The organism is Corallococcus sp. AB038B (genome assembly GCF_003668955.1).
GTDB classification, from domain to species: Bacteria; Myxococcota; Myxococcia; order Myxococcales; family Myxococcaceae; genus Corallococcus; species Corallococcus exiguus.
The window spans coordinates 115,423-139,660 of the sequence record NZ_RAWO01000005.1; the positions used below are offsets into that span (position 1 = coordinate 115,423).

The window sequence follows — 24,238 nt, forward strand, 5'->3', positions numbered from 1 at the left end:
GCGGTGCCCCCCCCGGGGGTGACGCTCAGCCCTCTGCGACGGCCTGCACGCTGGCGCGGTAGATGAAGATGCGCGCGGTGTTGGTGCGGGTGTCAGCGGGGATGACGAAGAAGCCCGGGGTGGGGCCCTTGAAGTCCTGGGAGAAGCCGGCCACCTGGCGGCCGTCGTTGAAGGTGACGCGGATCTTCGAGCCCTCCGCCTGAGGCTGACGCGCACCCGCGGCGAGCATGAAGAAGATGGCCTTCACGCGCTTGCCGGGGATGCGCTCCGGGGCGAAGCCGCTCTGCTGCTCCAGGGAGATGGTGTCCTCCAGGAGGTCCGCGTCGCGGATGGTGCCGCGCTTCACCTGTCCTTCGACGGTGTGGATGATGACGCGGTGTTCGCCTTCAACGAAGGAGTTGGCGGCGGACGCGAAGCCGGCCACCGGCGCTTCGAAGAGCGAGTCGTCCGCGGGGCGCAGGTGGTTGATGGCCACGGCCGCGGCCATGGCCGGCGCCGAGGGGGCCACGGGCGCCGGGCTCCGGAGCGTCGGGCTCGCGGGGGCGGCGGGCGTCAGCCGGGCCACGGGTAGGGAGGGCGCGGGCGGCGGAGGGATGGCCGCGACGGGCAGGGCGGGGACCTCCTCGACGAGCTCGATGTCGGCCATGGGCTCGGGCTCCACCTCCTCGACTTCGAGGGCGGGGGTGGCATCGAGCTCCGCGTCCACGTCCACGGCGGGCTCTTCCCAGCCGGAGGACGGGGTGGGGGCGGTGATGTCGGTGAGGGAGACCTCTTCCTCGGCGACGGGCTCGCTCCACTCGGCGGCGGGGGCCGCGGGGGCCTGCCAGGCGGACGCAGCGGGGGCGGCGTCGGCCATCCACTCGGGCTGGGCCTCCTGGGGCTCGGCCCAAGAGGAGCGCGCGGCGGGGGCCTGGGGGTCGCCCCATGCAGGGGCGGCTTCCTCGACCGGGGCGTCCCAGGGCTGCTGGGCGTCGGTGGACGGCTGGGCCCAGGCGGAGTTCGCGGAGGAGTCCTCGGTGGAGGCCCACTCCGACTGCGCGGCGGCGTCCGTGGCGGCCCACGGCTGCTCCGCGCCCGGAGTTACGGCTTCCGTGGTCGCCCATTCGGGCTGCGCTTCAATGGGGGCTTCTTCAGCCGCGGCCCATTCGGGCTGCGCGACGACCGGCGTGGCGGCTTCCGTTGAGGCCCACTCCGGCTGTGCTTCGAGAGGAGCCTCTTCGGCGGCGGCCCACTCCGGCTGCGCTTCGATGGGTGCCTCTTCGGCGGCCCACTCGGACTGCGCAGCGACAGGTGCGGCGGCTTCTTCTGTGGCCCATTCAGGCTGCGCTTCGATGGGAGCCTCTTCGGCGGTGGCCCACTCCGGCTGTGCGGCGATGGGGGCAGCTTCCTCGGTGGCCCATTCGGGCTGCGCTTCGATGGGGGCTTCTTCGGCGGCGGCCCACTCCGGCTGTGCGGCGATGGGGGCAGCTTCCTCGGTGGCCCATTCGGGCTGCGCTTCGATGGGGGCTTCTTCGGCGGCGGCCCACTCCGGCTGTACGGCGACGGGGGCTGCCTCCTCGGTGGCCCATTCGGGCTGCGCTTCGATGGGCGCTTCTTCGGCGGCGGCCCACTCCGGCTGCGCGGCGACGGGCGCGGAGGCTTCCGTCGTCGCCCATTCAGGCTGCGCTGTGACGGGCGCGGCTTCTTCCGTGGTCGCCCACTCAGGCTGCGCTTCGATGGGCGCGGCTTCTTCAGCGGCGGCCCACTCCGGCTGTGCGGAGACAGGAGCAGCGGCTTCCGTGCTCGCCCATTCGGACTGCGCTGCGACGGGCGCGGCTTCTTCCGTGGTCTCCCACTCGGGCTGCGCTTGGATGGGAGCTTCTTCCGCAGCGGCCCATTCGGGCTGCGCAGCGACGGGCGTGGCGGCTTCTTCCGTGGCCCACTCGGGCTGCGCTTCGATGGGAGCTTCTTCGGCGGCCCATTCGGGCTGCGCAGCGACGGGCGTGGCGGCTTCTTCCGTGGCCCACTCGGGCTGCGCTTCGATGGGAGCTTCTTCGGCGGCCCATTCCGGCTGCGCGGCGACGGGCGTGGCGGCTTCTTCCGTGGCCCACTCGGGCTGCGCTTCGATGGGGGCCTCTTCGGCGGCGGCCCACTCCGGCTGTGCTTCGATGGGGGCCTCTTCGGCGGCGGCCCACTCTGGCTGCGCGGCGACGGGCGCGGCGGCTTCTTCCGTGGCCCATTCAGGCTGCGTCGCTACGGGCGCGGCTTCCTCGGTGGCCCACTCGGGCTGCGCTTCGATGGGGGCTGCTTCTTCAGTCGCGGCCCACTCCGACTGCGCAGCCACCGGAGCGGCGGCGTCGGCGGTTGCCCACTCCGGCTGGGCCTCGATCGGCGCGGCCTCCGGGGTGCTGTCGGTCGTCGCCCACTCCGGCTGCGCGGCGGCAGGAGTCGCGTCCGTGGTGGCCCACTCGGACTGCGCTGAAACAGGCTCGGTCTCTTCCGTGGCCCATTCGGGCTGCGCTTCGATGGGGGCCTCTTCAGCGGCGGCCCACTCCGGCTGCGCGGCGACGGGCGCGGTCTCCTCAGCAGCGGCCCACTCGGGCTGGGCCTCGATGGGAGCCTCTTCGGCGGCCCATTCCGGCTGCGCAGCGATGGGCGCGGCCTCCTCGGCTCCCCACTGCGGCTGCGTGGGAACGGTGGCGGTGCCTTCGGTGGGGGTCCATTCCGGCTGCGCGGCGACGGGCGCGGCTTCTTCCGTGGCCCATTCGGGCTGCGCTTCGATGGGCGCCTCTTCGGCGGCGGCCCACTCCGGCTGCGCTTCGATGGGGGCCTCTTCAGCGGAGGCCCACTCCGGCTGTGCGGCGACGGGCGTGGCTTCTTCCGTGGCCCATTCGGGCTGCGCTTCGATGGGGGCGGCTTCTTCCGTGGCGTTCCAGTCGGACGCCTGTGCCGGCTGCGCGGCGTAGGTCTCCGGCGTGGCCCATTCGGACTGGGCCTCGATCAGCGGAGCCTCTTCGGACGGGGGCGTCCATCCGCCCTGGGCATCCGCGACGGGCGCGGCCGTGGAGGCGACCCACGCGGATTCGGCTGCCGGGGCATCCCACGCGGGCGCGGTGGGCTGTTCGGACGACGCGGTGCCGGACCACGCCTGCGTCGAACCGGCTTCCTCCGCCGTGTCAGCGGAGGCGGCCCATTCAGGCTGGAGCTCGATGGGCGCGGCGGGCTCCACGGCATCGGCGGCCCACTCGGGCTGGAGCTCGATGGCGGCGGACGCGTCCTGCAATCCCACGGTGTCGGTGGCGTCCGAGGGTGCTCCCTCGGCGGACCACGACTGCGCATCCTGTCCCGAGGTGTTCCACGCCGAAGACTCTTCGGACTGCGCTTCGGCGAGCGACTCGGAGGCGGTGGCCAGCGGCACGGCGTCGTCGGCACTGCCGCTCAGCTCGCCCCACTGCTCCGATGCAGGGGCCACTTCGGCCGCGGGCTCGACATCGTCCGAGCCGAGCTCCAGCGTGTCGGCTTCGATGTCCGGACCGACCGGGATGCTGCGGATCCGCAGCGACGGAATGCCCGGCTCATTCGCGAACGGGGAGGGCGGTGGAGTGAGCTGCTGCTCCTCTTCGGCTCCCAGGTCGGCCACGTCGAAGGTCTGGGCCTCCACACCGGCCGCGACCGCCGAGGCCGCGCCGTCGTAGGACCCATCCGCGGCGCCTTCGTGAGCGACATCGTTGGCGTCGAGCGCGATCTCTTCGGCGGGCGTCTCCGCGCCGGCCTGCCACTCCGTCGCGACGTCATCCGTGCCGAGCGTGATCTCCTCCGCGGAGGTCTGCACCGGCGCCGCGTTGTCGGCCTGCCACTCCGTCGCGACATCACTCGTGGCGCTGCCCGACTGCCAATCCGTGGCGACCTCGCTCGACTCGAGCGCGATCTCCTCGGCAGGAGCTTCCGTCGCGTCGGCCTGCCACTCCGTGGCGACGTCGTTCGTGCTCAGCGCGTCCGCAGCCGGAGCCTCACCCGCCGCCTGCCAATCCGTGGCGACGTCATTCGTGCCGAGCGCGATCTCCTCCGCCGAGGCCTCGCCGCCGGCCTGCCAATCCGTGGCGACGTCATTCGTGCCAAGCGCGATCTCCTCCGCCGAGGCCTCGCCGCCGGTCTGCCAGTCCGTGGCGACGACATCGTTCGTGCCGAGCGCGATCGCATCGGCCGCCGGAGTCTCACCCTCCGCCTGCCAGTCCGTGGCGACGTCGCTCGTGCTGAGCGGGATCTCCTCCGCCTCCGCGGTCGCCTGCCACGCAGCCTCGACCTCGGTCGTGCCGGTCGCCGTGGCTGCTCCACCGGACTGCCAGGACTCCGCGCTCGCCGTCTCCGGCTGCCACTCCGTGGCGACATCGCCCGCATCCAGGGCGATCTCCTCCGCGGGCACTTCCGTGGCGCCGTCGGTCCACGCCTCCGCGATGTCACCCGCGCCGAGCGCGATCTCTCCACCGTGCTCCGGCGCCTCGGCGACAGGGGCCGCGTCCGTGCCCCACGCTTCCGCCGTCTCCGTGGCGACCGCCTGGGCCTCCTCCACGGCGGCTTCCACCGGCGCGGCGGGCTCCGCCGTGGCGACGTCGCTCCAGTCCCAATCCGAAGCCGTACCTTCGGCCTGCGCCGCCGGCTCCACCGCGAGCGGCGCGGTATCGAGCGCGCTGGCCCGGGACTCCTCGGACTCCACCGCCAGCGGCGCCGCGTCCCAAGCCGCATCCACGGGCGACAGGTCCTCGGCCATCACCGCCTCGGCGACGGGCTCGGCCTCCAGCAGCTCCGCCTCTCCGACCGCGTGCTCCGCGGAGGCCAGCGCCTCCGCCATCGGATCCAGCCCGGACGCCGCCGGGGCCTGGGCCTCCGACTCGACCTCCATCGACAGGTCCGCGAACGAATCCTCCAGCGAGGGCTCCGGCTCGGCGGCGGCCACCGGGGGCGGCGTCTCCGTCGACAGCCCGGAGAAGTCCTCTTCGGCGCTCGTGTCCCACGTCGCCTCCGCCGGAGCAGGCGCGGCCGCCGCGGGGGCCTGCGGCATCCACGGCGCGGGTTCACTCAGCGAGGGGATGTCGATGTCGTCCGTGCTGAGGTTCAGGCTGTCCGGCTCGACGGGGGCCTGAGGGGCATAGGCCTGCGGATCCACCGGGGCCGCGTAGCGCGCCGCCGCGTTCGGGTCATACGCAGCGTTCGGGTCATAGCCCTGCTGCGCCCAGGCCGCCGCCGCGTTCGGATCATAGGCCGCGGCGTTCGGATCATAGGCCGCCGCGTTCGGGTCGTAGCCGGCGGGGTAGGCGTACCACTGGCCATCCTCGCCGTAGTAGCCCTGGGCATTCGGGTCGTAGCCGGCGGGGTAGGCGTACCACTGGCCGTCTTCGCCGTAGTACCCCTGGGCGTTCGGGTCGTAGCCGGCGGGGTAGGCGTACCACTGGCCGTCTTCGCCGTAGTACCCCTGGGGCTGCTGCTCGGGCTGAGCCCAGGCCTGGGCCGCCGCCGCGGTGTCCGCCGCGTCCTGGATGCCCAAAAGGCCGCGCAACTCGACCCAGCGAGCTTCCTCGACAGCGGACAGACTTCCCAGCTTCCGCTTCTCATCCAGGAAGCGGAACTCTCTCATCGCGGCGCGCGTATCGGACATCCGTCACCTTGCTGCGCCAGCGTCTTGGGGGGACCGCCGCAGCGAAAATCTTGGAGGGTCGCGAGTGTAGGGGACTCCCGCCAGGGGGTAAACCAATCCGCCACGCCCGACCGGCCGCTACCTCCCCGAGAGGGCGGTACGCACCGCCTGGTCCAGGCCGGCGAAGTCCTTCTCGTAGGTGGCCTTCAGGGCCTCCTGGAAGGAGTCGGCCTGGCCCGCCTTCTGGATGAAGTCCAGCAGCTTCTCCTGGCCCCCCAGCCGCACCAGCTCCCGCACCGCCATGGCGGATGTTCCGTAGGCGACTTCGGGCTGGGACATGGAGATGGGCGCCTGCTGGTCCATGTCCGACAGCTTCGGCAGTCGCCCCTGCTTCGCCTGGGAGCGCATCACGTCGCGCAGGTAGCGCGGGGGGCCGTCCAGCCCCAGGTAGCGCCACTCGATGTACTCGGCCAGGCCCTCGTTGAACCAGCGGGGCAGGGCGCCGCCGCCGCGCGGGCAGATTTCGTCCACCGCCGCGTGCACGTACTCGTGGACCAGCGTGGCCTTCGTCGCCTGCGTCAGCTCCGCCGCGTCGTTCATGCGGATGGCGTCCTCGGAGTACAGGCCGGCCACCGCGGCCGCGTACCGGGCGCCCATGTGCGTGGCGAACTCGTCGCGCGTGTAGAGCACCACGTTCAGCTGGCGCTCGCGGGCCTTCCCCAGCGTGCGCTGGGTGAACTCATAGGCCTCGTCGAGCGCGGACACGACCTTGCCCTCGTACTCCGCGCGCTGGCCGAAGTCCCGGTCGCTGTTGAAGTAGCGGATGGCGAAGCGGCTGTTCTGGCGCACGCGCATGCCGTCCTTGCCCACGCCGGACTCGTAGCTCAGGCCCGCCGAACGGATCTCTCCGCCCGCGGTTGCCTTCGCCTGGCGCGTGTCCCCCGGGGAGGGCTCGCCATTCATCCGCAGCTCCAGGCGCTCCGCCTCGCGCCGCGCGGCCCCTTCCTCCGACACCTGCGAGCGGGCCTGCTGCATCAGCTTCTTCGCCTCCGCGGCCTCCTTCGACTTCGCGGGCACCTGCTGAAGCGTGGTCAGCGCCCCCGCCGAGTCCTTGTCCTGCAACTGCAACCGGCCCAGCTCCAGCGCGAACGCGCCGTCCTTGGGGAAGTTCGCCAGCCCCTTCTTCAGCGCCTCCTCCGCGGCGGCCCGCTGATCCGTCTTCAGCGCGGAGCGCGCCAGGCAGCGCAGGCCGCCCGCCGTCTCCTGGAAGGCCACGGCGCGCTCGCCCAGCGAGTACGCCATCACCGCGTCCTCCGGGAGCAGCGCCTCGCAGCCCTTGAGCAGCGGGCCCGCCACGGACGGCCGCTGCGCCTCCGGGTAGGAGGCGGGGTCCGCGGCGGCGAACGCGAGGTACAGCTCCTCCCACTCCTTGTGGGCGGCCAGCTCCTTCGCCTTCTGCGCGGGAGGAGCGGCGGCGAGGAGCAGCAGGGCGATGAGGGGCGTGTTCATGGGTTTCCGGAGTATCGCCGAACCCCCGAGCGCCCGCGCAAGCCTCCCCGCCCTACGTCCGGGCGACCTGCCAGCCCTGGGCCTCCAACGCGGCCATCAGCTCCTGGATGTGCGCGTGCCCGGTGGTCTCCAGCATCACCTCCACCGTGGCCTCGCCCAGGCCCGCCTTGGAGAAGGCGCGGTCGTGGTGCAGGTCCACCACGTTGGCGCGCATCTCGGCAATCTGCGTGGTGAGCCGAGCGAGCACGCCGGGCCGGTCCGGCAGCCGCACCTCCAACTGCACCAGGCGGCCCGCCTTCACGAGGCCCCGCTCGATGATGCGGCTGATGACGTTCATGTCGATGTTGCCGCCGCCCACGATGATGGCGACGCGCTTGCCCTTCGCCTGCGGAATCCGGCCGTTGACGAGCGCCGCCAGCCCCGCCGCGCCCGCGCCCTCCGCCACCGACTTCTCCTGCTCCAGCATCATCAGGATGGCGGCGGCGATCTCCTCCTCGTCCACCGTCACCACCGCGTCCACGTACTTGCGCACGTGCTCGAAGGTGAGGTCCCCCGGCACCTTCACCGCGATGCCGTCCGCGATGGTGGTGCCCGCGTTGGTGAGCTCCGTGCGCTTCCCCGCATCCAGCGACGCCTTCATGCTGGCGATGGTGGAGGCCTGCACGCCCACCACCTGGATGCGCGGGTTCGTCTCCTTCAGCGCCACGGCCACGCCGGAGATGAGCCCGCCGCCGCCCACCGGCACCACCACCAGCTCCAGGTCCGGGCACTGCTCCAGCAACTCCAGCGCGAGCGTGCCCTGACCCGCGATGACGTGCGGGTCGTTGAACGGGTGGACGAAGACCAGGTTCTCCGCGGCCTGGATGCGCAGGGCCTCCGCGTAGGCCTCGTCGTAGTTGGCGCCCTTGAGCACCACGCGCGCGCCGTAGTCATCACGCGTGCGAGTCACCTTGATGAGCGGCGTGCGCTCCGGCATCACGATGGTGGCGCGGATGCCCAGCCGGCGCGCGTGGTACGCCACGCCCTGCGCGTGGTTACCGGCGGAGGCCGCGATGACGCCGCGGCGCTTCTCCTCCTCCGTCAGAGTCAGCAGCTTGTTGAGCGCGCCGCGCTCCTTGAAGGCGCCGGTGCGCTGGAGGTTCTCCAGCTTGAAGTACACCACCGCGCAGTCGGTCTTCTCCGTGAAGTAGTCCGACGCGGGGCACGGCGTGGGGCGCAGCGCGGTGCGGATCCGTTCGCGCGCCGCCTGGATGTCCTGCAGGGTGACCATCATGGCCGGGCGTGTAGCGGAAGCGGGCCCCGCACGGAAGCGCTCCGGAGCCCCACGCCTACTCGCCCGCGTGCGCGGCGGAGTGCGTCAGATGCCGCGCAGCACCGTGGCCTTGCCCACCCGGCCAATGGCCAGGATGTAAGCGGCCGTCCGCATGGAAACCTTACGAGACCGTGCAATCTGCGCCACCCGGTCGTAGGCCTCCTTCATCGTCTTCTCCAGCTCCGCGTTGACGCGGTCCTCTTCCCAGGAGACGTGCTGGAGGTTCTGCACCCACTCCAGGTAGCTCACCGTTACGCCGCCCGCGCTGGCCAGGATGTCCGGCACCACGAAGATGCCGCGCTTCTCCAGGATGTCGTCCGCCTCCGGCTGGGTGGGGCCGTTGGCGCCCTCCACCACCAGGCGCGCGCGCACGCTGTTGGCGTTGTCGCGGGTGAGCACGTGGCCCAGGGCGGCGGGGATGAGCACTTCGCAGTCCGCCGCGAGCACGTCCTCGTTGCGGCACGGCGTGCCGCCGCTGAAGCCCGTGACGGTGCCGGTGCGCTTCACGTGCTCGAAGAGGGACGGCACGTCCAGGCCGTTAGGGTTGTACATGCCGCCCAGCACGTCGGACGCGGCCACCACCACACCGCCGTCGCCCCAGATGAGCTGCGCGATGTGGCTGCCCACGTTGCCAAAGCCCTGGATGGCGAAGCGCGTGCCCTTCACCGGCATGCCCAAATCCCTCAGGATTTCACGGCACACGTAGAGCAGGCCGCGCCCGGTGGCGGCCTCGCGGCCCTTGGAGCCGTACAGCTCCAGGGGCTTGCCCGTCACGACCGCCGGAGAATGGCCGTGGTAGCGCGAGTACTGGTCCATCACCCAGGCCATCACCTGGGGGTTGGTGTTGACGTCCGGCGCGGGGATGTCCCGCGTGGGACCGATGACGTCTTGAATCTGATCCACGAACTTGCGCGTGAGCCGCTCCACTTCCTTGAGGCTCATCTGCGCGGGGTCGCACGCCACGCCGCCCTTGGCGCCGCCGTAGGGCACGTTCACCACGGCCGTCTTCCACGTCATCAGCGACGCGAGCGACACGCACTCGTCCTGGTCCAGGGCGGGGTGGTAGCGCAGGCCGCCCTTCATGGGGCCGCGGCTGTTGTCGTGCTGGATGCGGTAGCCCAGGAACGTGCGAATTTCGCCGGAGTCCATCTCGATGGACACCTGCACCTTCACCTCGCGCAGGGGCGTGGCCAGGAGCGTCTCGATGGGCGTGCCCACGTCCATCACCCGCGCGGCCTTGCGGAAGTAGTAGTTGGTGCCGTCGACGGCGTTCATGGTGGGCTTCACTCCTGAGGACAGACGGAAAACCTTAACAGAAGCGGTGCGCTACGATGGGTGCGTCCATGCGCCCCCACTCCCCGGACGACAGCGACGCCGGCTCGTCCCTGCAGGGACTGGCGCGGCGGATCCGCACGTTGCGCGAGCGCCGGGGCCTCACCCAGGAGGACTTCGCCGCCCGGTGCGACATCTCCGTGAGCTTCGTGTCCCTGCTGGAGCGCGGCGAGCGCAACCCCAGCTACGACACGCTCCTCCAGGTCGCGGCCGCGCTGGAGCTGCCGCTGGGGGAGCTGTTCCGGCTGGAGGACGCGGAGGACGCGGGGGCTCATCGGCTGGTGGAGTGGGTGCGGCTGAAGAAACTGGGCCGGGACGACGTGGACCGCCTGATGGCCGTGGCGGAGGCGATGTTCAGCGGCGGGCCGGGCGCTTCGACTCCTCCGGCGAAGGAGGCCAGCGCGGCCTGCGCTTCACCGGAGTGCGGCCGGCCCGTGCTGGCCCGAGGGTTGTGCGTCGCGCACTACCACCGGGCCCGCAGGAAGAAGACAGCTCCGGAGCCTTGAGGGGGCCGTGAGCCCCCCGAAGGCGCGGAAGCACTACTTGCGCTTGGCGCGCTCCACCTTGAGCGTCTTGCCCTCGCCGTGCGGCTTGCCGTGGGTGGACTCGAAGCCCTCCACGTCCTCCTCCGCCACGAAGACGTACGCGTACGTGGGGCGCAGGTCGGTGCGCAGCACCTTGCCCGCCGGAGCACCCGCGGCCTCCAGCGCGGCGGTGACGCCCGCCTCGTCCAGGCCCTCCTGACGGCCCAGGCCCACCCACAGGCGCGCCTGGCCGGGGAGGTCCTGCAGGGCCTCGTGACGGGGGCGGCGCTCTTCACGCTGGCCGCGCGGACGGTGCCGCTCCAGCTTCAGCGGCTTGTCGTTGTGCGCCTTGCCGTTGAGCGACTCGAAGCCCTCGGCGTCACCTTCCGGCACGTAGACGTAGCCGTAGGTGGGGCGGGTGAGGGCCTTGATGACCTTGCCCGCCGGGGCGCCCATGGCCTCCAGCGTGGCGGGCAGCTTCGCCTCGTCCATGCCGTCGTCCATGCCCAGGTTCACCCAGAGCTTCACCTCGCCGGGGCCCGCGTCCGGGGACGGGGGCGGGCGGGTGCTGGTGGTGTCGCGCTCGCTGCGCGGCTTGCTCTTCTCCACGCGCAGCGTCTTGCCGCCGTGCTGCTTGCCGTTGAGCGCCTCGAAGCCCGCGGAGTCCTCCTCCGCCACGAAGACGTACGCGAACGTGGGGCGCAACTCCGCGCGCACCATCTTGCCCAGCGGCGCGCCCGCGTCCTCCATGGCCGTGGCGATGCTGCCCGGCCCCAGGCCATCAGCGGTGCCCAGGTTCACCCAGAGCTTCGTCTCGCCCGGGCCCGCCTCCAACGCGGCGGAACCGGCACCCCGGCGCTCACCCCGGTCCTCGCGGCGCGGCTCATCGCGGCGCGGACGGCGCTCGCGGTCCGGGTGCTCGTCGCGGCGCGGACGCTCGGTGCGCTCGGTGCGCTCCTCACGGCGGGGACGCTCGCGGTCGCGCTCACGGTCCTTGCCCCGGCGCTCCAGCGGCTTCTTCTCCACCGGCTCGCGCTTCTCCGTCTCACCCGCGGCCTGCGCCTTCTCCATGCGCAGGTGGCTGAAGTAGTACTTGATGAGGAAGGCGATGAGGTCGTCCGCGTCCGGGCGCTGCTTGAGCTGCGTGGCCAGGGGCAGGAAGCCCTCGAAGATGCTGCTGCCCATGCCCTCGCGGAGCTCACGCACGTGGCGCTCGGTCCACAGGTGCATGGCCTCTTCGGGCGCGGGCATCTCGCGCATCTCGAACTTGATGCCGAACTTCTTCTCCAGCACGGTGAACGTCGCCAGCTCGCGCCCGGAGAAGAGGTTGATGGCCGTGCCCTTGTTGCCGATGCGGCCCGTGCGGCCCACGCGGTGCAGGTAGACGGCGGGGTCCTCCGGCAGGGAGTAGTTGATGACGTACTCCAGCCCGGAGATGTCGATGCCGCGCGCCGCGATGTCCGTGGCGACCATGAAGGCCACCTCGCCGCGCTTCACCTTGCCCATCACCCGCTCGCGCTCCTTCTGCGGCAGGTCTCCGTTGAGCAGCTCCGCGTCGAAGCCGTTGCGGTTGAGCACCGCGGTCACCAGCGCCGTGTCATCCCGCGTGTTGCAGAAGATGATGGCGTTGGAGGGCTCTTCCTTCTCCAGGATGTAGATGAGGTTGCGCGGCTTGGGGAACTGATCCGACACGTCGTAGCGGATGTGGTGGATGTGCTCCACCGTGAAGACGTCGCCGGACAGCAGCAGCGTCTCCGCGTTCGTCGTGTAGCGCGCGATGAGGTTCTGGATGTCCGTGGGGACGGTGGCGCTGAAGAGCAGCACCTGGCGCGTCTTCGGAAGACGGTCGAGGATGCGGGTGACCTCCTCGTAGAAGCCCTGGTTCAGCATCTCGTCGGCTTCGTCGAGGATGGCGTGGTCGCAGCCGTCCAGCTTGAGGTTGCCGCGGTTGATGTGGTCGAAGACGCGGCCGGGGGTGCCCACGATGATGGGCGTGCCCTCTTCCAGCGCGTCCTCCTGCTGCTTCATGGAGGCGCCGCCGTAGATGGCCGCCACCTTCACGCCCTTGTACTTGGCCAGCGTGGTGAGCTCCTCCGCCACCTGGAGCGCCAGCTCGCGCGTGGGGCAGAGGATGAGGGCGCGCACGCGCTTCTCGTCCGCGGGAATCTTCTCCAGCAGGGGCAGGCCGAAGGCGGCCGTCTTGCCCGTGCCCGTCTTGCTGCGGACGATGAGGTCCTTGCCCGCCATCGCGGGGCCAAAGGCCTTGGCCTGCACGGGGGTGGGGCTGGTGTAGCCGCGCTCCGCCAGCGCGCGGCGGAGGGGCTCGGAGAGGTTCATTTCTTCGAAGCTGATGTCCGCGATGTACTCGCCGGGACGCGTCGTGGCTTCGTCAGGCGCCGGGGCTCCCGGCGTGGGCTCTTGGATGTCGCTCATCGGGCATGGGCATAGCCCCTGCATTACCCTCTGGCAACAATCGCGGCACTTTGGGGTATGGAGCGCGCATGGCGAATGGGAGGAAGAGAACCAATGGTCCGGCCGCCCCCCGGCCCCGCGCGAAGCGCCCCGCGGCCTCCGCCCGCCCGGGGACCGCCCGACAGACAACTCCGGAAAACCCGCAAGCTCTGGACGAAGAGGTCGAGGACACCGACCAGGACCCGGACGCCCTGGAGCCGGACCTGACGGAATTGAACGAAGCAGAGGCGGAAATCGAGGAGTCCCCCGCTCCCGCCCGCGCCGCCCGGCCCGCGGCCCTGGTGCGCGCGGAGAGCAGCAGCGCCCTCACCAACCGGGACCCCCTCCAGGCCTACATGGCCGAGGTGACGAAGCACCCCCTGCTCACCCGGGAGGAGGAGCACCAACTGGCCAAGGAGTACCAGGCCTCGGGGAACGTGCGGGCGGCCTACCGTCTGGTGGCCTCCAACCTGAGACTCGTGGTGAAACTGGCCCACGAGTACCACCGCAACCCCCTGTCCCTGCTGGACCTGGTGCAGGAGGGCAACATCGGGCTGATGCAGGCAGTGAAGAAGTACGACCCGGACCGGGGCGTGAAGCTCAGCTCCTACGCCGCCTGGTGGATCCGCGCGTACATCCTTCGCTACATCATGGACAACTGGAAGATGGTGAAGCTGGGGACCACCGAGGCCCAGCGGAAGCTCTTCTTCAAGCTGCGCCAGGAGCAGGAGAAGCTCATCTCCCAGGGCTTCGAGGCCAGCCCGCGCCTGTTGGCGGAGCGCCTCAACGTCACCGAGCAGGACGTGGTGGAGATGGACCAGCGGCTGGGGCACGACGAGGTGTCCATCGACGCGCCGCTGGGCAACGACGGGGATTCGGGTTCCACCCGGGCGGACCGCTACCTGCCGTCCAGCGCGGTGCCCGCCGACGAGCGCCTGGGCAGCGAGCAGCTCAAGGCCCTGTTCCGGGAGAACCTGGCCGCCTTCGCCCAGACGCTGGAGGGCAAGGAGCGCTACATCTTCGAGCACCGCCTCACCGCGGACGAGCCGCTCACGCTCCAGGACATTGGCGACAAGTACGGCGTCAGCCGCGAGCGTGCCCGGCAGATTGAAGCGGCCCTCATCAACCGGATGCGTGAGTTCATGCGCGAACGCATCCCGGACTTCGACATGGTGGCGGTGCCCAAAGGCTGACGCAGTGGGGAAGGGTGGGGGCACGGGGCGCGAAGGGGCCGCGCTAGAATGGCGGCCTTCACCCCACTGCTTCCCGTCCGGGAGGCCGTCCCCATGCGCCACCTGCTTCGCGCGGTCCTGACCGCGTCCGTCGTCCTCGTCACCGGTTGTGCCGGCCACCAGCGCGACAACTACGTCCGCGACCGCGCGGCCACCGTGGCCTACGAGCAGCCGCTCGCGCAGCTGTGGCCGGAGGTGAAGGCCATCATGGACGAGCGCGGCTATTCGTGGCGCGAGCTGCCCAACCAGTTCGTACTGGAGACGGAGTGGCTGGACTCCGGCGGCGGCACGCTGGGGCCCACGTCCTCCACGCGCTACCTCATCGAAGGGGTCACCCTGGCGGATGGCCGGGCCGTGCTGCGCGCGCTGCGCTCCGACCGCGTGCAGCAGGCCGTGGGCGTCAGCTACGCCACCGACAAGGGCACCGGCAACCCGGCCACCGGCGGCCTGGCGGACCCCAACGGCGTGGGCCGAAGCACCAGCGGTCTGGCCCCGGAGCAGAAGGCCAGCTACCGGGACCTGGACCTGGAGCTGGAGTTCTTCCGCAAGCTCAACCCGAAGGGAGCCACGGCCCTGGAGGCCGAGGCGTCCGCGAAGTACCCGTAGGCCCTTCGCGGAACCGCCACGCCTCCCGGCTACTTCCAGGGCCGGGAGATGATGCAGGCGTTGATGCCGCCCACGCCCATGGACAGCTTGCCCGAGCACCCCTCGGGCGCCGCCTCTTCCTGATTGAAGACGAAGCGGCCGTGCACCTTGGCGATCTGCTTGTTGAGCTCCGGGGCGGACAGCGGCGTGGGGTACACCTTGCCGGCCTCCGCGCCCAGGTACTGCGCGGTGAGCTCCCAGCCGCCGCCCGCGGACATGCCGTGGCCGAAGGTGCCCTTGCGCGCGGTAATCAGCACGGACTCCGGCAGCACGTCGCGCAGGTTCTGCACCTCCAGGAAGTCGCCCGGGGTGGCGGTGGCGTGCAGGTCCCAGCTGCCCACGTCCTGGGGCTGACAACCGGCGGCGCCCAGCGCCTCGCGGATGGCCAGCGTGGGGCCTTCCTTGGACGGGGTGATGATGTGGTCCGCGTCCGCGGTGACGCCCACGGCGACGGGCTCCAGGCCCAGCGCCTTGAAGCCCTTCTGCGTGAAGTGCTCGTAGTCGCCCACCACCCACACCACCGCGCCTCCGGCGATGTGCGTGCCGCGCAGCGCGGTGAGGGGCTTGGACACGGCGGCGTCCGCGGAGATGACGCGCGCGTTGTAGAAGCCGCCCACCACCAGCGGGTTGGGGGCCGCGTCCGTCATGCCCAGCACCACGGCCTTGGCTTCACCCAGGCGGATGGAGTTCATGGCCAGCTTCAGGCCGTAGCCGAAGGACGAGCACGCGGCCACCGGCGCGAACGTCATGCCGGTGATTTGCCCCAGCATGGACACCTGGGACGCGGGCGTGTTGTGGATGTTCCACAGCACGTTGGAGGACACGGCGTTCCACGGCGGCTCGGGCGCGCTCCACTTCTTCTGCAGGCGCCCGTTGCGCGTGCGCTTCTCCTTGATGACGGCCAGCTTGGCGGACTCCACGTCGCCCTCGTCGGGCACGCCAATGGCTTCAATCTCGCGCAGCTCCTCCAGGTACTCGCGCAGCTCCGGCGAGCGGCCGGCCCAGAAGTGCCACCAGTCGTCCTCCGCCTTGTCGCGTTCCACCTCTTCGATGGTGGAGGGCTCCGGAGGCAGGCCAGGCAGCGGCTCGCGCGTCTCACGCCACTGGCGAACGGCGCCGTTGCGCTCGGGGCTGGCCCAGAATCGGTCCCACCGGCGCTGGGCGCGGTAGAGGTCCAGGGAGATGTTCTGGATGGTGGGCAGGTCGCCCAGGCCGGTGCCCACGTAGACGTGGGCCTTCGTGCCCAGCTCCTGGAGCTCCTTCTCGATGCCCGGGTTCTGCGACAGCGACTGGATGAAGGCGCCGATGGCGTACTGCGTGGGCTGCCCCATCTTCCGCTCCAGCTGGGAGAAGCGGTTGGCGGGGAAGCGCGCGTCGATCCACGGCTTGTAGTCCGCCAGGTTGAACGTGGGCGTGCCGACGAGGAAGTTGTCCGGACCGAAGCCGTTGAAGGGGGTCAGCCAGGTCTCGGACGACTCGAGGTTCTTCGCGAAGGCCTCGATGTTGGGGGAACGCGGGGCGACCACGCCCCAGCCGAAGATTCCGACTCTGCGCACGGGTGTTTCCTCCGCCGCCCGGGGGAAGGCTAAAGCGGCTGGATCTTGAGGTTGTCGAAGTGGACGCGCGTCTGCCAGCCGGAGAACCCGAAGTACTGGTTGCGGGGGCCGTAGAGCGGGGACGCGTCCTGGAGGGTCAGGAAGGGCTTGCCGTCCACTTCCCACGACAGGAGTCCGTCCCGCCGGGTGATTTTGAAGTGGTAGCGCTGGCCGGGCACCACCGCGGCGCCGTCGCGCACGGCGCGGTCGTTGGTGTGCTCGTGCTGGCGCGCGATGATGGACTGGGTGTTGCGCCAGCCGCCGTAGATGAAGACGTAGCCGGTGGCGGTGTACTGCAGGCGCGGGTCGCCCGCGTAGAAGGAGCGGCCGTCGCCCCACGCCTCGACCTTCATGTCGCCTTCCGGGCTGTCACCCCAGGCGTCGAACTCGATGACGGCGTTCTCCGGGAGGGGCTTCTTCAGCCACACCGGGCGGTTGCCCAGGGCCTGAACCACCAACGCCCCGTCCTCGATCTTCGTGGCGGAGGGGTTGGTGACGTTCCACGCGTCGCCCAGGGTGTCGCGGTTGAAGTCGTCCTCGGAGGGGCCCGGGGGGAGGGTGGGCTCCTGCTTCGCCACCATGGTGGCGGGCATGGAGTCCGGCGTGCCGATGCGCAGGTTGTCGAAGAACAGCTGCGACTCCCAGCCGGACAGGCCCAGCCGGTCCTGCCCCTTGCCCTTCAGCGGGAACGGGTCGTCCAGCTCGCCCACGAGCTGTCCGTCGATGGCCCACTTGAGCACGTTGCCGCGCCGCTCGATGCGCCAGTGGTACGTGCGGCCGGACTGGATGGGGGCGCCCACGCGGGACTCCACGCGCACCCGGGTGTCCTTCTTGAAGACTCCGGTGGCGACGAGGTCCGCGCCCTGGCCGCCGCCCTTCTCCGCCACGCGCGCGGCCTTGCGCTGGAGCGCGTCCAGCGCGGGGGCGTTGATGTCCTTCCGGGCGATGACGGACAGGCTGTTGTTCCACCCGCCCTGCACCAGCACGTAACCGGAGGCCGGGTCGCGGCCGTTGCCGAACAGCTCCACGCGGATGTCGCCGTCGGGGTACTCCGGGCGCACGTCGAACTCCACCGCCACGTCGTCCGGCAGCACGGCCTGGAGCCACAGCGGGTTGTTCTTGGGCGCGGGGCCCAAGAGCTCCCCGTTCGTCACGCGCCAGTAGGCGCCGGTGGAGAAGAAGTCGCGCGCGACGACGGCGGGGTCGTTGAACGCCTGCTGGTACGGCACCGTCGCGGTGACGTCCGCCTGTCCCCGGATGAGCGCGTAGTGGATGAGCGGGAGCTGGATGAAGGCGACGGCGCCAGCGAGGATGGCCCACCCCTTGCGGCTCATGCCGGCGGGCTTGCGCCACCCCTCATGGGGCACGGCGGGCTGGGCGGCGTCCGGGGAAGACGGGACGGAGGCCGCCGGGGGCGACCCTTCCTGCTTCTGCGTGTCCTTGTCCTTGCGGCTGGCCTGGCCCATCGATGCTCGAGGAAGGGGAGGGGGAAAGCCGGCGGAATCTACGCCCCGGCTCCTCCGGCGTAAAGGATTGCCGGGACAGGGGCTACTTGACCCCCCAACGCTTCTCGAGCGCCTGCTGCTCCGACAGGCGCTGCTTCTGCTTCTGCTTCTCCGCCTTCTGTTGATCCGACTCCTCGGGCGTGGGGCGCACGGCGAGCTGGTAGACGCTGCCCGCCAGGGCGAAGAGGAGCGCGGCGATGATGACGCCCCAGGGGCGGCTGGCCACCGCCTCCACCACGCCGCCGAACTGGTGCAGCGCCGCGAGCGCGCCAATCACCAGGAGCCACGCGCCCACCACCGAAGCGACGATGCCGCTCACCTGCCGGTGGAGGATGGCGCCCACCAGGCCGCCCACGATGAAGCCCGGCCCGAAGCCGAGCAGGAAGTCGCTGGGGCCGGCAATCTGGCCCGCCAGCAGCCCCAGCGGCACGCCCACGCCCACGAAGGTGACGGCGGGCGGGAAGAGGAAGCCCAGCGCCATCAGCGCCGCGGCCACCAGGGTGGGCATGCGCGGATCCAGGTCGACCAGGTTCAGCCGCTGGGTGACGGCGCCCGTCCACACCAGTCCCAGCACCGCGCCCACCGGGCCCGCCACGGCGCGGAACAGCTTGCCGCCGCCCGCGAGCAGCAGCACCAGCCCCACGAGCGCGACCACGACGCCCACCCACATGGGCAGCAGCCGGTAGATGCCCACCCAGCCGGAGGGGTTGAAGGTCTGGTACGACTTGAGCGCCAGGAGGAAACCATCCATGACGCGCCATCCTAGCGACTGTGGCCGTCAGGAATAGCGGGTCAAGGCGAGCCCCAGCAGCACCGCCAGGATGACTGCGCCCAGGAGCGCGTAACCGTAGAGGGCGCGCGGCGTTTCCGTGGCGCGCAGCAGGTCTTCCGCGCGTTCGCGGTCTTCCGGGGAAGGGCTGCCCGCGAGGATGCGCTGCGCGTCCCGCCGGGCGCCGGCCACGTCACCGGCGTCCTTGCGGGCCCAGGCGGCGCGCACGTCTTCAGAGCCTGGGAGGGTGCCGGGAGCCTGGGGGCCGCCGCCGGGCTCCGGGGGCGTCTGTCCGCCTTTCGCCATGGGGCGCGTCTATACCAGGGAATGCAGGCACCCGCCGACGGTATAAGCAGGTCCCCATGCCTGTGCGGTCCCTCTCCCGTCGAAACCTCCTGCTCGCCACGTCCGCGCTCGTCCCGCTGCTGTCCCGGCGTGCGGCCGCCTTCGGTGAGAAGAGCCGCTTCATCCCCGCCGTGGCCCGGCATGGGGGCCGCTGGGACGGCCGGCTGTCGGGGCTGCGCCGCCTTGCGTGGGAGCTGCAGCGGCGCACGTCCGTGGAGGTGGTGCCGGACGCGCGCCCGTTCGCGCTGAACAGCCCGGACCTCTTCGAGTACCCGTTCCTCTACTTTGGAGGGGACGGGGCCTTCCCGCCGCTCACCGACGCGGAGGTGTCCAACCTGCGCCGCTACCTGACGTATGGCGGCTTCGTGTTCGGGGACGCCAACGACGGCAGCGACGGGGACGGCTTCGACGCCAGCTTCCGCCGGGAGATGGCGCGCGTGCTGCCGCAGAGCCCGCTGAAGGAGGCGCCGAGCACGCACGTCGTCTTCAAGTCCTTCTTCCTGTTGGACGCGGCGCCGGGGCGCCTGTTGCACAAGCCGCTGCCGCTGGTGGCGAGCGTGGGCAAGCGCGCGGCGGTCATCTACTCGCAGAACGACGTGGCGGGCGCGTGGAGCCGCAGCGAGTCCGGCGACTACGAGTTCGACGTGTCCCCCGGCGGCGAGCCGCAGCGCGAGCTGGCCATCCGCCTGGGCATCAACCTGTGCATGTACGCGCTCTGTCTGGACTACAAGGACGACGCAGTGCACCTGCCCCTCATCCTCAACAAGCGGCGCTGAAAGTGCGTTTCCTCGCGCGAATCCTCGAATGAACTCCCCGTCCTTCAACGCGTGGAAGCTCGTCAGCCTGTCGCCGCTGCCTGTCTGGGCGTTGGTGCTGCTGGGCGTGGGGTTGGTGCTGGGCATCGCGCTGGCGGCGTGGGGCGTGCGCCGCGAGCCGTCCCGGGGCCGCAAGCTGCTGTTGTGGGGCCTGCGCCTGGGCGCGGGCGCGGCGGCGTTCTTCTTCCTGCTGGAGCCCGGCATCCGTCACCTGCAGGTGGCGCGGATGAAGAACCGGGTGGCGGTGCTGGTGGACCGCTCGGCGTCCATGAACTTCCCGTCGGAGCCGGGCGGGCCCACGCGCAGCTCGCAGGTGGCGGCGTTCTTGGAGAAGGCGGCGCCCACGTTCGCGTCCTGGCAGGACCGCTTCACGGTGGAGGTGTACGGGGTGGATCCGGAGCTGGCGCCGGTGACGGCCGCGCAGCTGGCCCAGGAGCCCGCGCGGGCGGGTACGACGGACCTGCTCGCGGCGCTGCGGTCCGCGGCGTCCGGAGGGCAGGGCTCACGCAAGCTGTCTGGCGTGCTGTTGTTCAGCGACGGCGCGGACAACACGGAATTGAAGGCCGGGGCGGTGGGCCGGGCGCGCGCGGCGCTCACGGACCTGGGCGTGCCGGTGTCCACGTTCCTGGTGGGCCAGGAGGCGCTGAAGGATTTGTCGGTGGAGGGGCTGAAGGTGGATGACTTCGCCTTCGTGCGCAACTCGCTGACGGTGGAGGTGGAGATCCACGGCCGTGGGTTCGCCGGGCAGGACATCCCCGTCGTCTTGAGCCAGGAGGGCAAGACGGTGGCGAGCAAGCTGGTGAAGATGACCACCGGCGACGACGTGAAGCCGGTGTCCTTCACCTTCACGCCGGACCAGACGGGGCGGTTCGTCTACACGGTGACGGTGCCCACGTTCCCGGATGAAGCGGTGAGCGACAACAACAGCCGCTCGTTCACGCTGAAGGTGATTCGCGACCGCGTGCGCGTGCTGCTGGTGGTGGGGCGGCCGTCGTGGGACGAGCGCTTCCTGCGCGGGCTGCTCAAGCAGGACGCGAACGTGGACCTGGTGTCGTTCTACATCCTGCGCACGCTGTCGGACGACACGGGCGTGTCGAACGAGCGGGAGCTGTCGCTCATCCCGTTCCCCATGGAGGAGATCTTCGACACGAAGCTGCACACGTTCGACGTCGTCATCTTCCAGAACTTCGGTTACTCGGACCCTTCGCTGTCCATCGCGGAGTACGAGCGCAACCTGGAGCGCTACATCCACGAGGGTGGCGCGTTCGTGATGATTGGCGGCGACAGCGTGCTGGGTGAAGGCCGCGCGTCGATGCCCACGCTGATGGAGGCGCTGCCGGTGGAGGCCGCGGGGCCCGCGAACGCGGAGCCGTTCAAGCCGCGCCTCACGCCGGAGGGCCTGAGGCATCCGGTGACGTCCATTGGTACGGGCGCGGCGAGCACGGAGGCCACGTGGGGCGAGCTGTTGCCCATTCCGGGCGCGAACCTGACGCGGGCGCGGCCGGGCGCGACGGTGCTGATGGACCACCCGTTCATGACGGTGGACGGGAAGAACGCGCCGCTCGTGTCGGTGTGGGACTACGGGCGGGGCCGGGCGATGGTGGTGGCGACGGATGCCACGTGGTCGTGGGCGTTCACGGCGCACCGGGATGGTTCGCCGAACCGGGCATATGACCGCTTCTGGGGCAATGCGCTGCGGTGGCTGGTGAGGGATCCGGACCTGACGACGCTGAAGGTGACGGCGGATCCTCCGTCGGTGGAGCCGGGGCGGCCGGTGGGCGTGGTGGTGCAGGCGCGGATGGCGGACTACCAGCCGGCGGACGGCGCGCAGGTGCGGGCGGAGCTGTTCTCCGTGGCGACGCAGAAGCCGGTGGCGGTGCAGACGGGCACGACGGGAGCGGACGGCGTGGTGCGGCTGGAGTTCGCGCCGCCGGCGCCCGGGCCGTACAAGCTGCTCGCGTCCGCGAAGAAGGGCGAGACGGACCTGGGCAAGGGCGAGGACGCGGTGGCGGTGCGCGCGGTGGGTCCGGAGCTGTCGGACGCGTCGGTGCGGCCGACGCTGATGGAGCAGATCGCCAGCGTCACGGAGGGCAAGGCGTACAAGTTGCCGCAGGACGGGATGCCGGACGTGCCGCTGTTGGATCCGCCGGTGGTGGAGGTGGGGCGCGCGAAGGACCAGCCGCTGTGGGACCGCTGGTACTACCTGGTGGCCCTCATCGCGCTCCTGGGCGCGGAGTGGTTCGCACGGCGGCGGTTCGGGTACGTGTAGCCTGCTGCCCGGTGGGGTGACAGGCCGATGCCTGATGAACAGGCATCGGCCGTGAGGCGGTGACTACTCCGCCTTCTCCACCACGCCGCAGGCGATGCGGCCGCCGGCGTCGCCGGTCGGGTCGGTGTGGTAGTCGTCCAGCTTGGCGTGGACCATGACGGCGGAGCCGTCCTTGTCGAGCAGCGACTTCACCTTCAGGTCGGCGAGGAACACGTCGAACTGCACCTTGCCGTCCTGGGCGACGTAGAGGTTGGGCAGGTCACCGGCGTGCTGGCCCTTGGGCGACAGCGCGCCGTGCTGCTTCTTCGTCGGGTTGAAGTGGCCGCCCGCCGTCTTGAACTCCGGCGCCTCGCACTTGCCGGTCTCGTGGATGTGGAAGGCGTGCTCGCCCGCGGGCAGGTTCATCAGCGTGCCCCGCACCAGCACGCCCTTGGGCGCCTGCTCCATCGTCACTTCGCCCACGTCCTTGCCCTGGGCGTCCTTCAGCGTCGCCTTCACCGTCTCGCCCTTCTTGGGAGCGATCTTCGCGCCCGCGTCCGCGGGGGCCGGCGTCCCGGCGTCCTGGGCCAGGGCGGGGGTGGTGAACAGCGCGGCAGCGACAAGCAGGGGACGAATCGTCATGGTTTGAAAGACTCCTGGAGTGGGTGACGCAGCGTCTCGGGACACTACCCACCCGCCGCGTCCTTCGCAGGGGAATGTCCACTCCCGCATTCATCCGGTGATGGGGAGTCATCACTCCGGCAGCGGGCCGTCCAGTGGCACCGGCACCACCCGGGACGCACCGAACGCGGGCGCCCACACGCGCTGCACCTGCGTCCCGTTCAGGAAGCGCATCACCGCTCGGAACGCCGCCTCCGGCCCTCCCAGCCCTTCCGCCCACGCGCTGCCCCGGGGCGACAGGTTCGGCACCAGCGGGCCCAGGGACTCGCGGGACCTGGCGCCCCGAGTGATGCCCAGGCCGTCGTCCCGCACACGCTGGGGCACGTACAGCGGCGCGAACCGTGCGTGGCGGTGGTCGTGCACGCAGCCGGGCTCCTCCAGCAGCGCCGCGGACAGGGGCAGTTCGCGCACATTGAACAGGAGCTTCACCGCTTCCTCGTGCGGATCATACGGACCGCGCAGCCGGTGGTCCCCACGCGGAATCAGCCGCCGGTCCAGGTAGCAGAACGCCTTCGCTTCTGGAGGCACCGCGCCCCGGTGCCTCGCGCCGCCGTAGCGGAAGAACGGGCGCACGTGGCTTGCGTCCACCTCCAGCGCCGGCCCCTGCTTCAGTGCGCGCAGCTTGGGCAACAGCGCGAGCTCCAGGCCGTGCTCCCGCGCGAAGTCCTCCAGCGTGTCCTGCGTCGCGGCGCAGAAGGCCCGGAGGCGCGCGAGCAATCGTTCCCGGTCCGCGTCCACCAGCAGCTCGTCGAAGCGAGTCTTCACCCCGGGCAGGCTCACCGGGATGAGCGTGGTGAGCAACTCGCCCCGCGCCCGCCAGTTCGCGTCCAGCGCGGCGGCCTCCTGCGCGATGGGGGAGAGCCGCCACTCGGGAGCCTCGGGCGTGAAGCACTGGCCCACGCCCTTGTGCTCGTAGTGGGGCGCGGAGGCGTCCGCGTTGGATCGCGACGTCCACACCGTGATGCACGTGCGCACCTGCGTGCCCGTGAAGATGCCCGGGCCCAGGTCCACCACCTCGCGCAGGTGGAGCGCTTGCAACAGCGCATGGCGCAGCGGCGCGTAGATGAACGACTCCAGCAGGCTCGCGGGCGTGATGAAGGCCAGCACTCCCGGCCGGGCCGTCAGCCGCTTCATGGCCACGAGGAGGAAAAACGCGAAGTCGTCCCGGAGGCTCGTGCCTGGCGGCATCTCCAGCGGCACCAGGGCTCGCAGCCGCGCGTAGCAGGCCGCGTCCTTCAGCACCGCGGACGTGCCGTTGTAGGGCGGGTTGCCGACCCATAGCTCCGCGTGTCCCTCCGGCGTCTCCGCGAGCAGCGGCTCCAGCCCACCCCGGAGCGCGTCCCCCACGCGCACGTCCGCGCCCGGCACGCGGGCCTGACACAGGCGGGCGACGCCGGCATCCAGCTCCAGGCCGCACAGTCTCGCGTCCGGACGGTGCCGCGCGGCGGCGGCGAGGAAGGCCCCCGCGCCACAGGCCGGATCCACCACGGTGAGCGGCCCATCCCCCAGGCGTGACAGCGCGAGCGCGAGCGTGCGCTCCACGATGGGCGCGGGCGTGTAGAACGCGCCCACCGCCTTGCGGTTGATGTCGGGGAACTGGTGGACCAGCAGTTCCTCGTCCAGCTCGGGCGTGTCGATGGCGCGGGCCATGCCGGGCCATCCTA

Annotated in this window: 16 protein-coding genes; 5 read left to right on the forward strand and 11 right to left on the reverse strand. The window is 71.1% G+C overall.

Features of this window, described 5'->3' with window-relative positions; all coding sequences use genetic code 11:
- Positions 1 to 25: 25 nt before the first annotated feature.
- From D7Y04_RS21995 to D7Y04_RS22010, 4 genes are all read right to left on the reverse strand, one after another.
- The gene (locus tag D7Y04_RS21995; RefSeq protein ID WP_121760602.1) at positions 26 to 5,632 is read right to left on the reverse strand and encodes a hypothetical protein; all 5,607 of its coding nucleotides are present in this window, start codon (positions 5,630 to 5,632) and stop codon (positions 26 to 28) included.
- Between the two features lie 117 nt (positions 5,633 to 5,749).
- On the reverse strand, positions 5,750 to 7,120 hold the full coding sequence (locus D7Y04_RS22000; protein ID WP_121760603.1) for a tetratricopeptide repeat protein: 1,371 nt from the start codon (positions 7,118 to 7,120) through the stop codon (positions 5,750 to 5,752).
- A gap of 52 nt (positions 7,121 to 7,172) precedes the next feature.
- A complete protein-coding gene (locus D7Y04_RS22005) occupies positions 7,173 to 8,390 on the reverse strand; it encodes a threonine ammonia-lyase (RefSeq protein WP_120599429.1) in 1,218 nt (405 codons plus the stop codon).
- An 87-nt stretch (positions 8,391 to 8,477) separates the two neighbouring features.
- Complete coding sequence (locus tag D7Y04_RS22010) at positions 8,478 to 9,707, reverse strand: Glu/Leu/Phe/Val dehydrogenase (protein WP_120599425.1); 1,230 nt, start codon at positions 9,705 to 9,707, stop codon at positions 8,478 to 8,480.
- A 68-nt stretch (positions 9,708 to 9,775) separates the two neighbouring features.
- Between D7Y04_RS22010 and D7Y04_RS22015 the strand changes: the two genes are divergently transcribed.
- Entirely contained in the window at positions 9,776 to 10,270 is a 495-nt protein-coding gene (locus D7Y04_RS22015; protein WP_120581008.1) for a helix-turn-helix domain-containing protein, read from the forward strand.
- A gap of 33 nt (positions 10,271 to 10,303) precedes the next feature.
- On the opposite strand, the gene D7Y04_RS22020 is transcribed toward D7Y04_RS22015, so the two are convergent.
- A complete protein-coding gene (locus tag D7Y04_RS22020; protein ID WP_121760604.1) occupies positions 10,304 to 12,721 on the reverse strand; it encodes a DEAD/DEAH box helicase in 2,418 nt (805 codons plus the stop codon).
- Positions 12,722 to 12,789: 68 nt separating this feature from the next.
- On the opposite strand from D7Y04_RS22020, the gene D7Y04_RS22025 reads away from it, so the two are divergent.
- Together D7Y04_RS22025 and D7Y04_RS22030 are read left to right on the forward strand one after the other, a co-directional pair.
- Positions 12,790 to 13,932 (forward strand): RNA polymerase sigma factor RpoD/SigA, encoded by a 1,143-nt coding sequence (locus D7Y04_RS22025; protein ID WP_121760605.1) that lies wholly within the window; start codon positions 12,790 to 12,792, stop codon positions 13,930 to 13,932.
- Positions 13,933 to 14,025: 93 nt separating this feature from the next.
- Entirely contained in the window at positions 14,026 to 14,577 is a 552-nt protein-coding gene (locus D7Y04_RS22030) for a hypothetical protein (protein ID WP_147477174.1), read from the forward strand.
- 29 nt (positions 14,578 to 14,606) lie between these two features.
- Here the strand turns inward: D7Y04_RS22030 and D7Y04_RS22035 are convergent, their stop codons facing one another.
- The 4 genes from D7Y04_RS22035 to D7Y04_RS22050 all read right to left on the reverse strand — a co-directional run bounded on the left by D7Y04_RS22035 (position 14,607) and on the right by D7Y04_RS22050 (position 18,791).
- Entirely contained in the window at positions 14,607 to 16,172 is a 1,566-nt protein-coding gene (locus D7Y04_RS22035) for a beta-ketoacyl synthase N-terminal-like domain-containing protein (RefSeq protein ID WP_120600287.1), read from the reverse strand.
- 29 nt (positions 16,173 to 16,201) lie between these two features.
- Positions 16,202 to 17,677, reverse strand: a complete 1,476-nt coding sequence (locus D7Y04_RS22040) for a hypothetical protein (protein WP_121760607.1) — start codon at positions 17,675 to 17,677, stop codon at positions 16,202 to 16,204.
- A gap of 82 nt (positions 17,678 to 17,759) precedes the next feature.
- The gene (locus D7Y04_RS22045) at positions 17,760 to 18,467 is read right to left on the reverse strand and encodes a hypothetical protein (RefSeq protein ID WP_120596238.1); all 708 of its coding nucleotides are present in this window, start codon (positions 18,465 to 18,467) and stop codon (positions 17,760 to 17,762) included.
- Between the two features lie 27 nt (positions 18,468 to 18,494).
- A complete protein-coding gene (locus tag D7Y04_RS22050) occupies positions 18,495 to 18,791 on the reverse strand; it encodes a molecular chaperone DnaJ (protein WP_120596237.1) in 297 nt (98 codons plus the stop codon).
- 56 nt (positions 18,792 to 18,847) lie between these two features.
- On the opposite strand from D7Y04_RS22050, the gene D7Y04_RS22055 reads away from it, so the two are divergent.
- Entirely contained in the window at positions 18,848 to 19,606 is a 759-nt protein-coding gene (locus D7Y04_RS22055; RefSeq protein WP_120596236.1) for a DUF4159 domain-containing protein, read from the forward strand.
- A gap of 28 nt (positions 19,607 to 19,634) precedes the next feature.
- Entirely contained in the window at positions 19,635 to 21,914 is a 2,280-nt protein-coding gene (locus D7Y04_RS22060) for a glutamine amidotransferase (protein ID WP_121760608.1), read from the forward strand.
- A gap of 63 nt (positions 21,915 to 21,977) precedes the next feature.
- On the opposite strand, the gene D7Y04_RS22065 is transcribed toward D7Y04_RS22060, so the two are convergent.
- Positions 21,978 to 22,535 (reverse strand): superoxide dismutase family protein, encoded by a 558-nt coding sequence (locus D7Y04_RS22065; protein WP_121760609.1) that lies wholly within the window; start codon positions 22,533 to 22,535, stop codon positions 21,978 to 21,980.
- A 111-nt stretch (positions 22,536 to 22,646) separates the two neighbouring features.
- Positions 22,647 to 24,224, reverse strand: a complete 1,578-nt coding sequence (locus D7Y04_RS22070) for an N-6 DNA methylase (protein WP_121760610.1) — start codon at positions 24,222 to 24,224, stop codon at positions 22,647 to 22,649.
- Between the last annotated feature and the right edge of the window lie 14 nt (positions 24,225 to 24,238).

Excerpts from the sequence above, each read along its gene's own strand:
- D7Y04_RS21995 (WP_121760602.1), bottom strand. The coding sequence starts at position 5,632 with ATGTCCGATACGCGCGCCGCGATGAGAGAGTTCCGCTTCCTGGATGAG.
- D7Y04_RS22000 (WP_121760603.1), bottom strand. The coding sequence starts at position 7,120 with ATGAACACGCCCCTCATCGCCCTGCTGCTCCTCGCCGCCGCTCCTCCC.
- D7Y04_RS22005 (WP_120599429.1), bottom strand. The coding sequence starts at position 8,390 with ATGGTCACCCTGCAGGACATCCAGGCGGCGCGCGAACGGATCCGCACC.
- D7Y04_RS22010 (WP_120599425.1), bottom strand. The coding sequence starts at position 9,707 with ATGAACGCCGTCGACGGCACCAACTACTACTTCCGCAAGGCCGCGCGG.
- D7Y04_RS22015 (WP_120581008.1), top strand. The coding sequence starts at position 9,776 with ATGCGCCCCCACTCCCCGGACGACAGCGACGCCGGCTCGTCCCTGCAG.
- D7Y04_RS22020 (WP_121760604.1), bottom strand. The coding sequence starts at position 12,721 with ATGAGCGACATCCAAGAGCCCACGCCGGGAGCCCCGGCGCCTGACGAA.
- D7Y04_RS22025 (WP_121760605.1), top strand. The coding sequence starts at position 12,790 with ATGGCGAATGGGAGGAAGAGAACCAATGGTCCGGCCGCCCCCCGGCCC.
- D7Y04_RS22030 (WP_147477174.1), top strand. The coding sequence starts at position 14,026 with ATGCGCCACCTGCTTCGCGCGGTCCTGACCGCGTCCGTCGTCCTCGTC.
- D7Y04_RS22040 (WP_121760607.1), bottom strand. The coding sequence starts at position 17,677 with ATGGGCCAGGCCAGCCGCAAGGACAAGGACACGCAGAAGCAGGAAGGG.
- D7Y04_RS22045 (WP_120596238.1), bottom strand. The coding sequence starts at position 18,467 with ATGGATGGTTTCCTCCTGGCGCTCAAGTCGTACCAGACCTTCAACCCC.
- D7Y04_RS22050 (WP_120596237.1), bottom strand. The coding sequence starts at position 18,791 with ATGGCGAAAGGCGGACAGACGCCCCCGGAGCCCGGCGGCGGCCCCCAG.
- D7Y04_RS22055 (WP_120596236.1), top strand. The coding sequence starts at position 18,848 with ATGCCTGTGCGGTCCCTCTCCCGTCGAAACCTCCTGCTCGCCACGTCC.
- D7Y04_RS22060 (WP_121760608.1), top strand. The coding sequence starts at position 19,635 with ATGAACTCCCCGTCCTTCAACGCGTGGAAGCTCGTCAGCCTGTCGCCG.
- D7Y04_RS22065 (WP_121760609.1), bottom strand. The coding sequence starts at position 22,535 with ATGACGATTCGTCCCCTGCTTGTCGCTGCCGCGCTGTTCACCACCCCC.
- D7Y04_RS22070 (WP_121760610.1), bottom strand. The coding sequence starts at position 24,224 with ATGGCCCGCGCCATCGACACGCCCGAGCTGGACGAGGAACTGCTGGTC.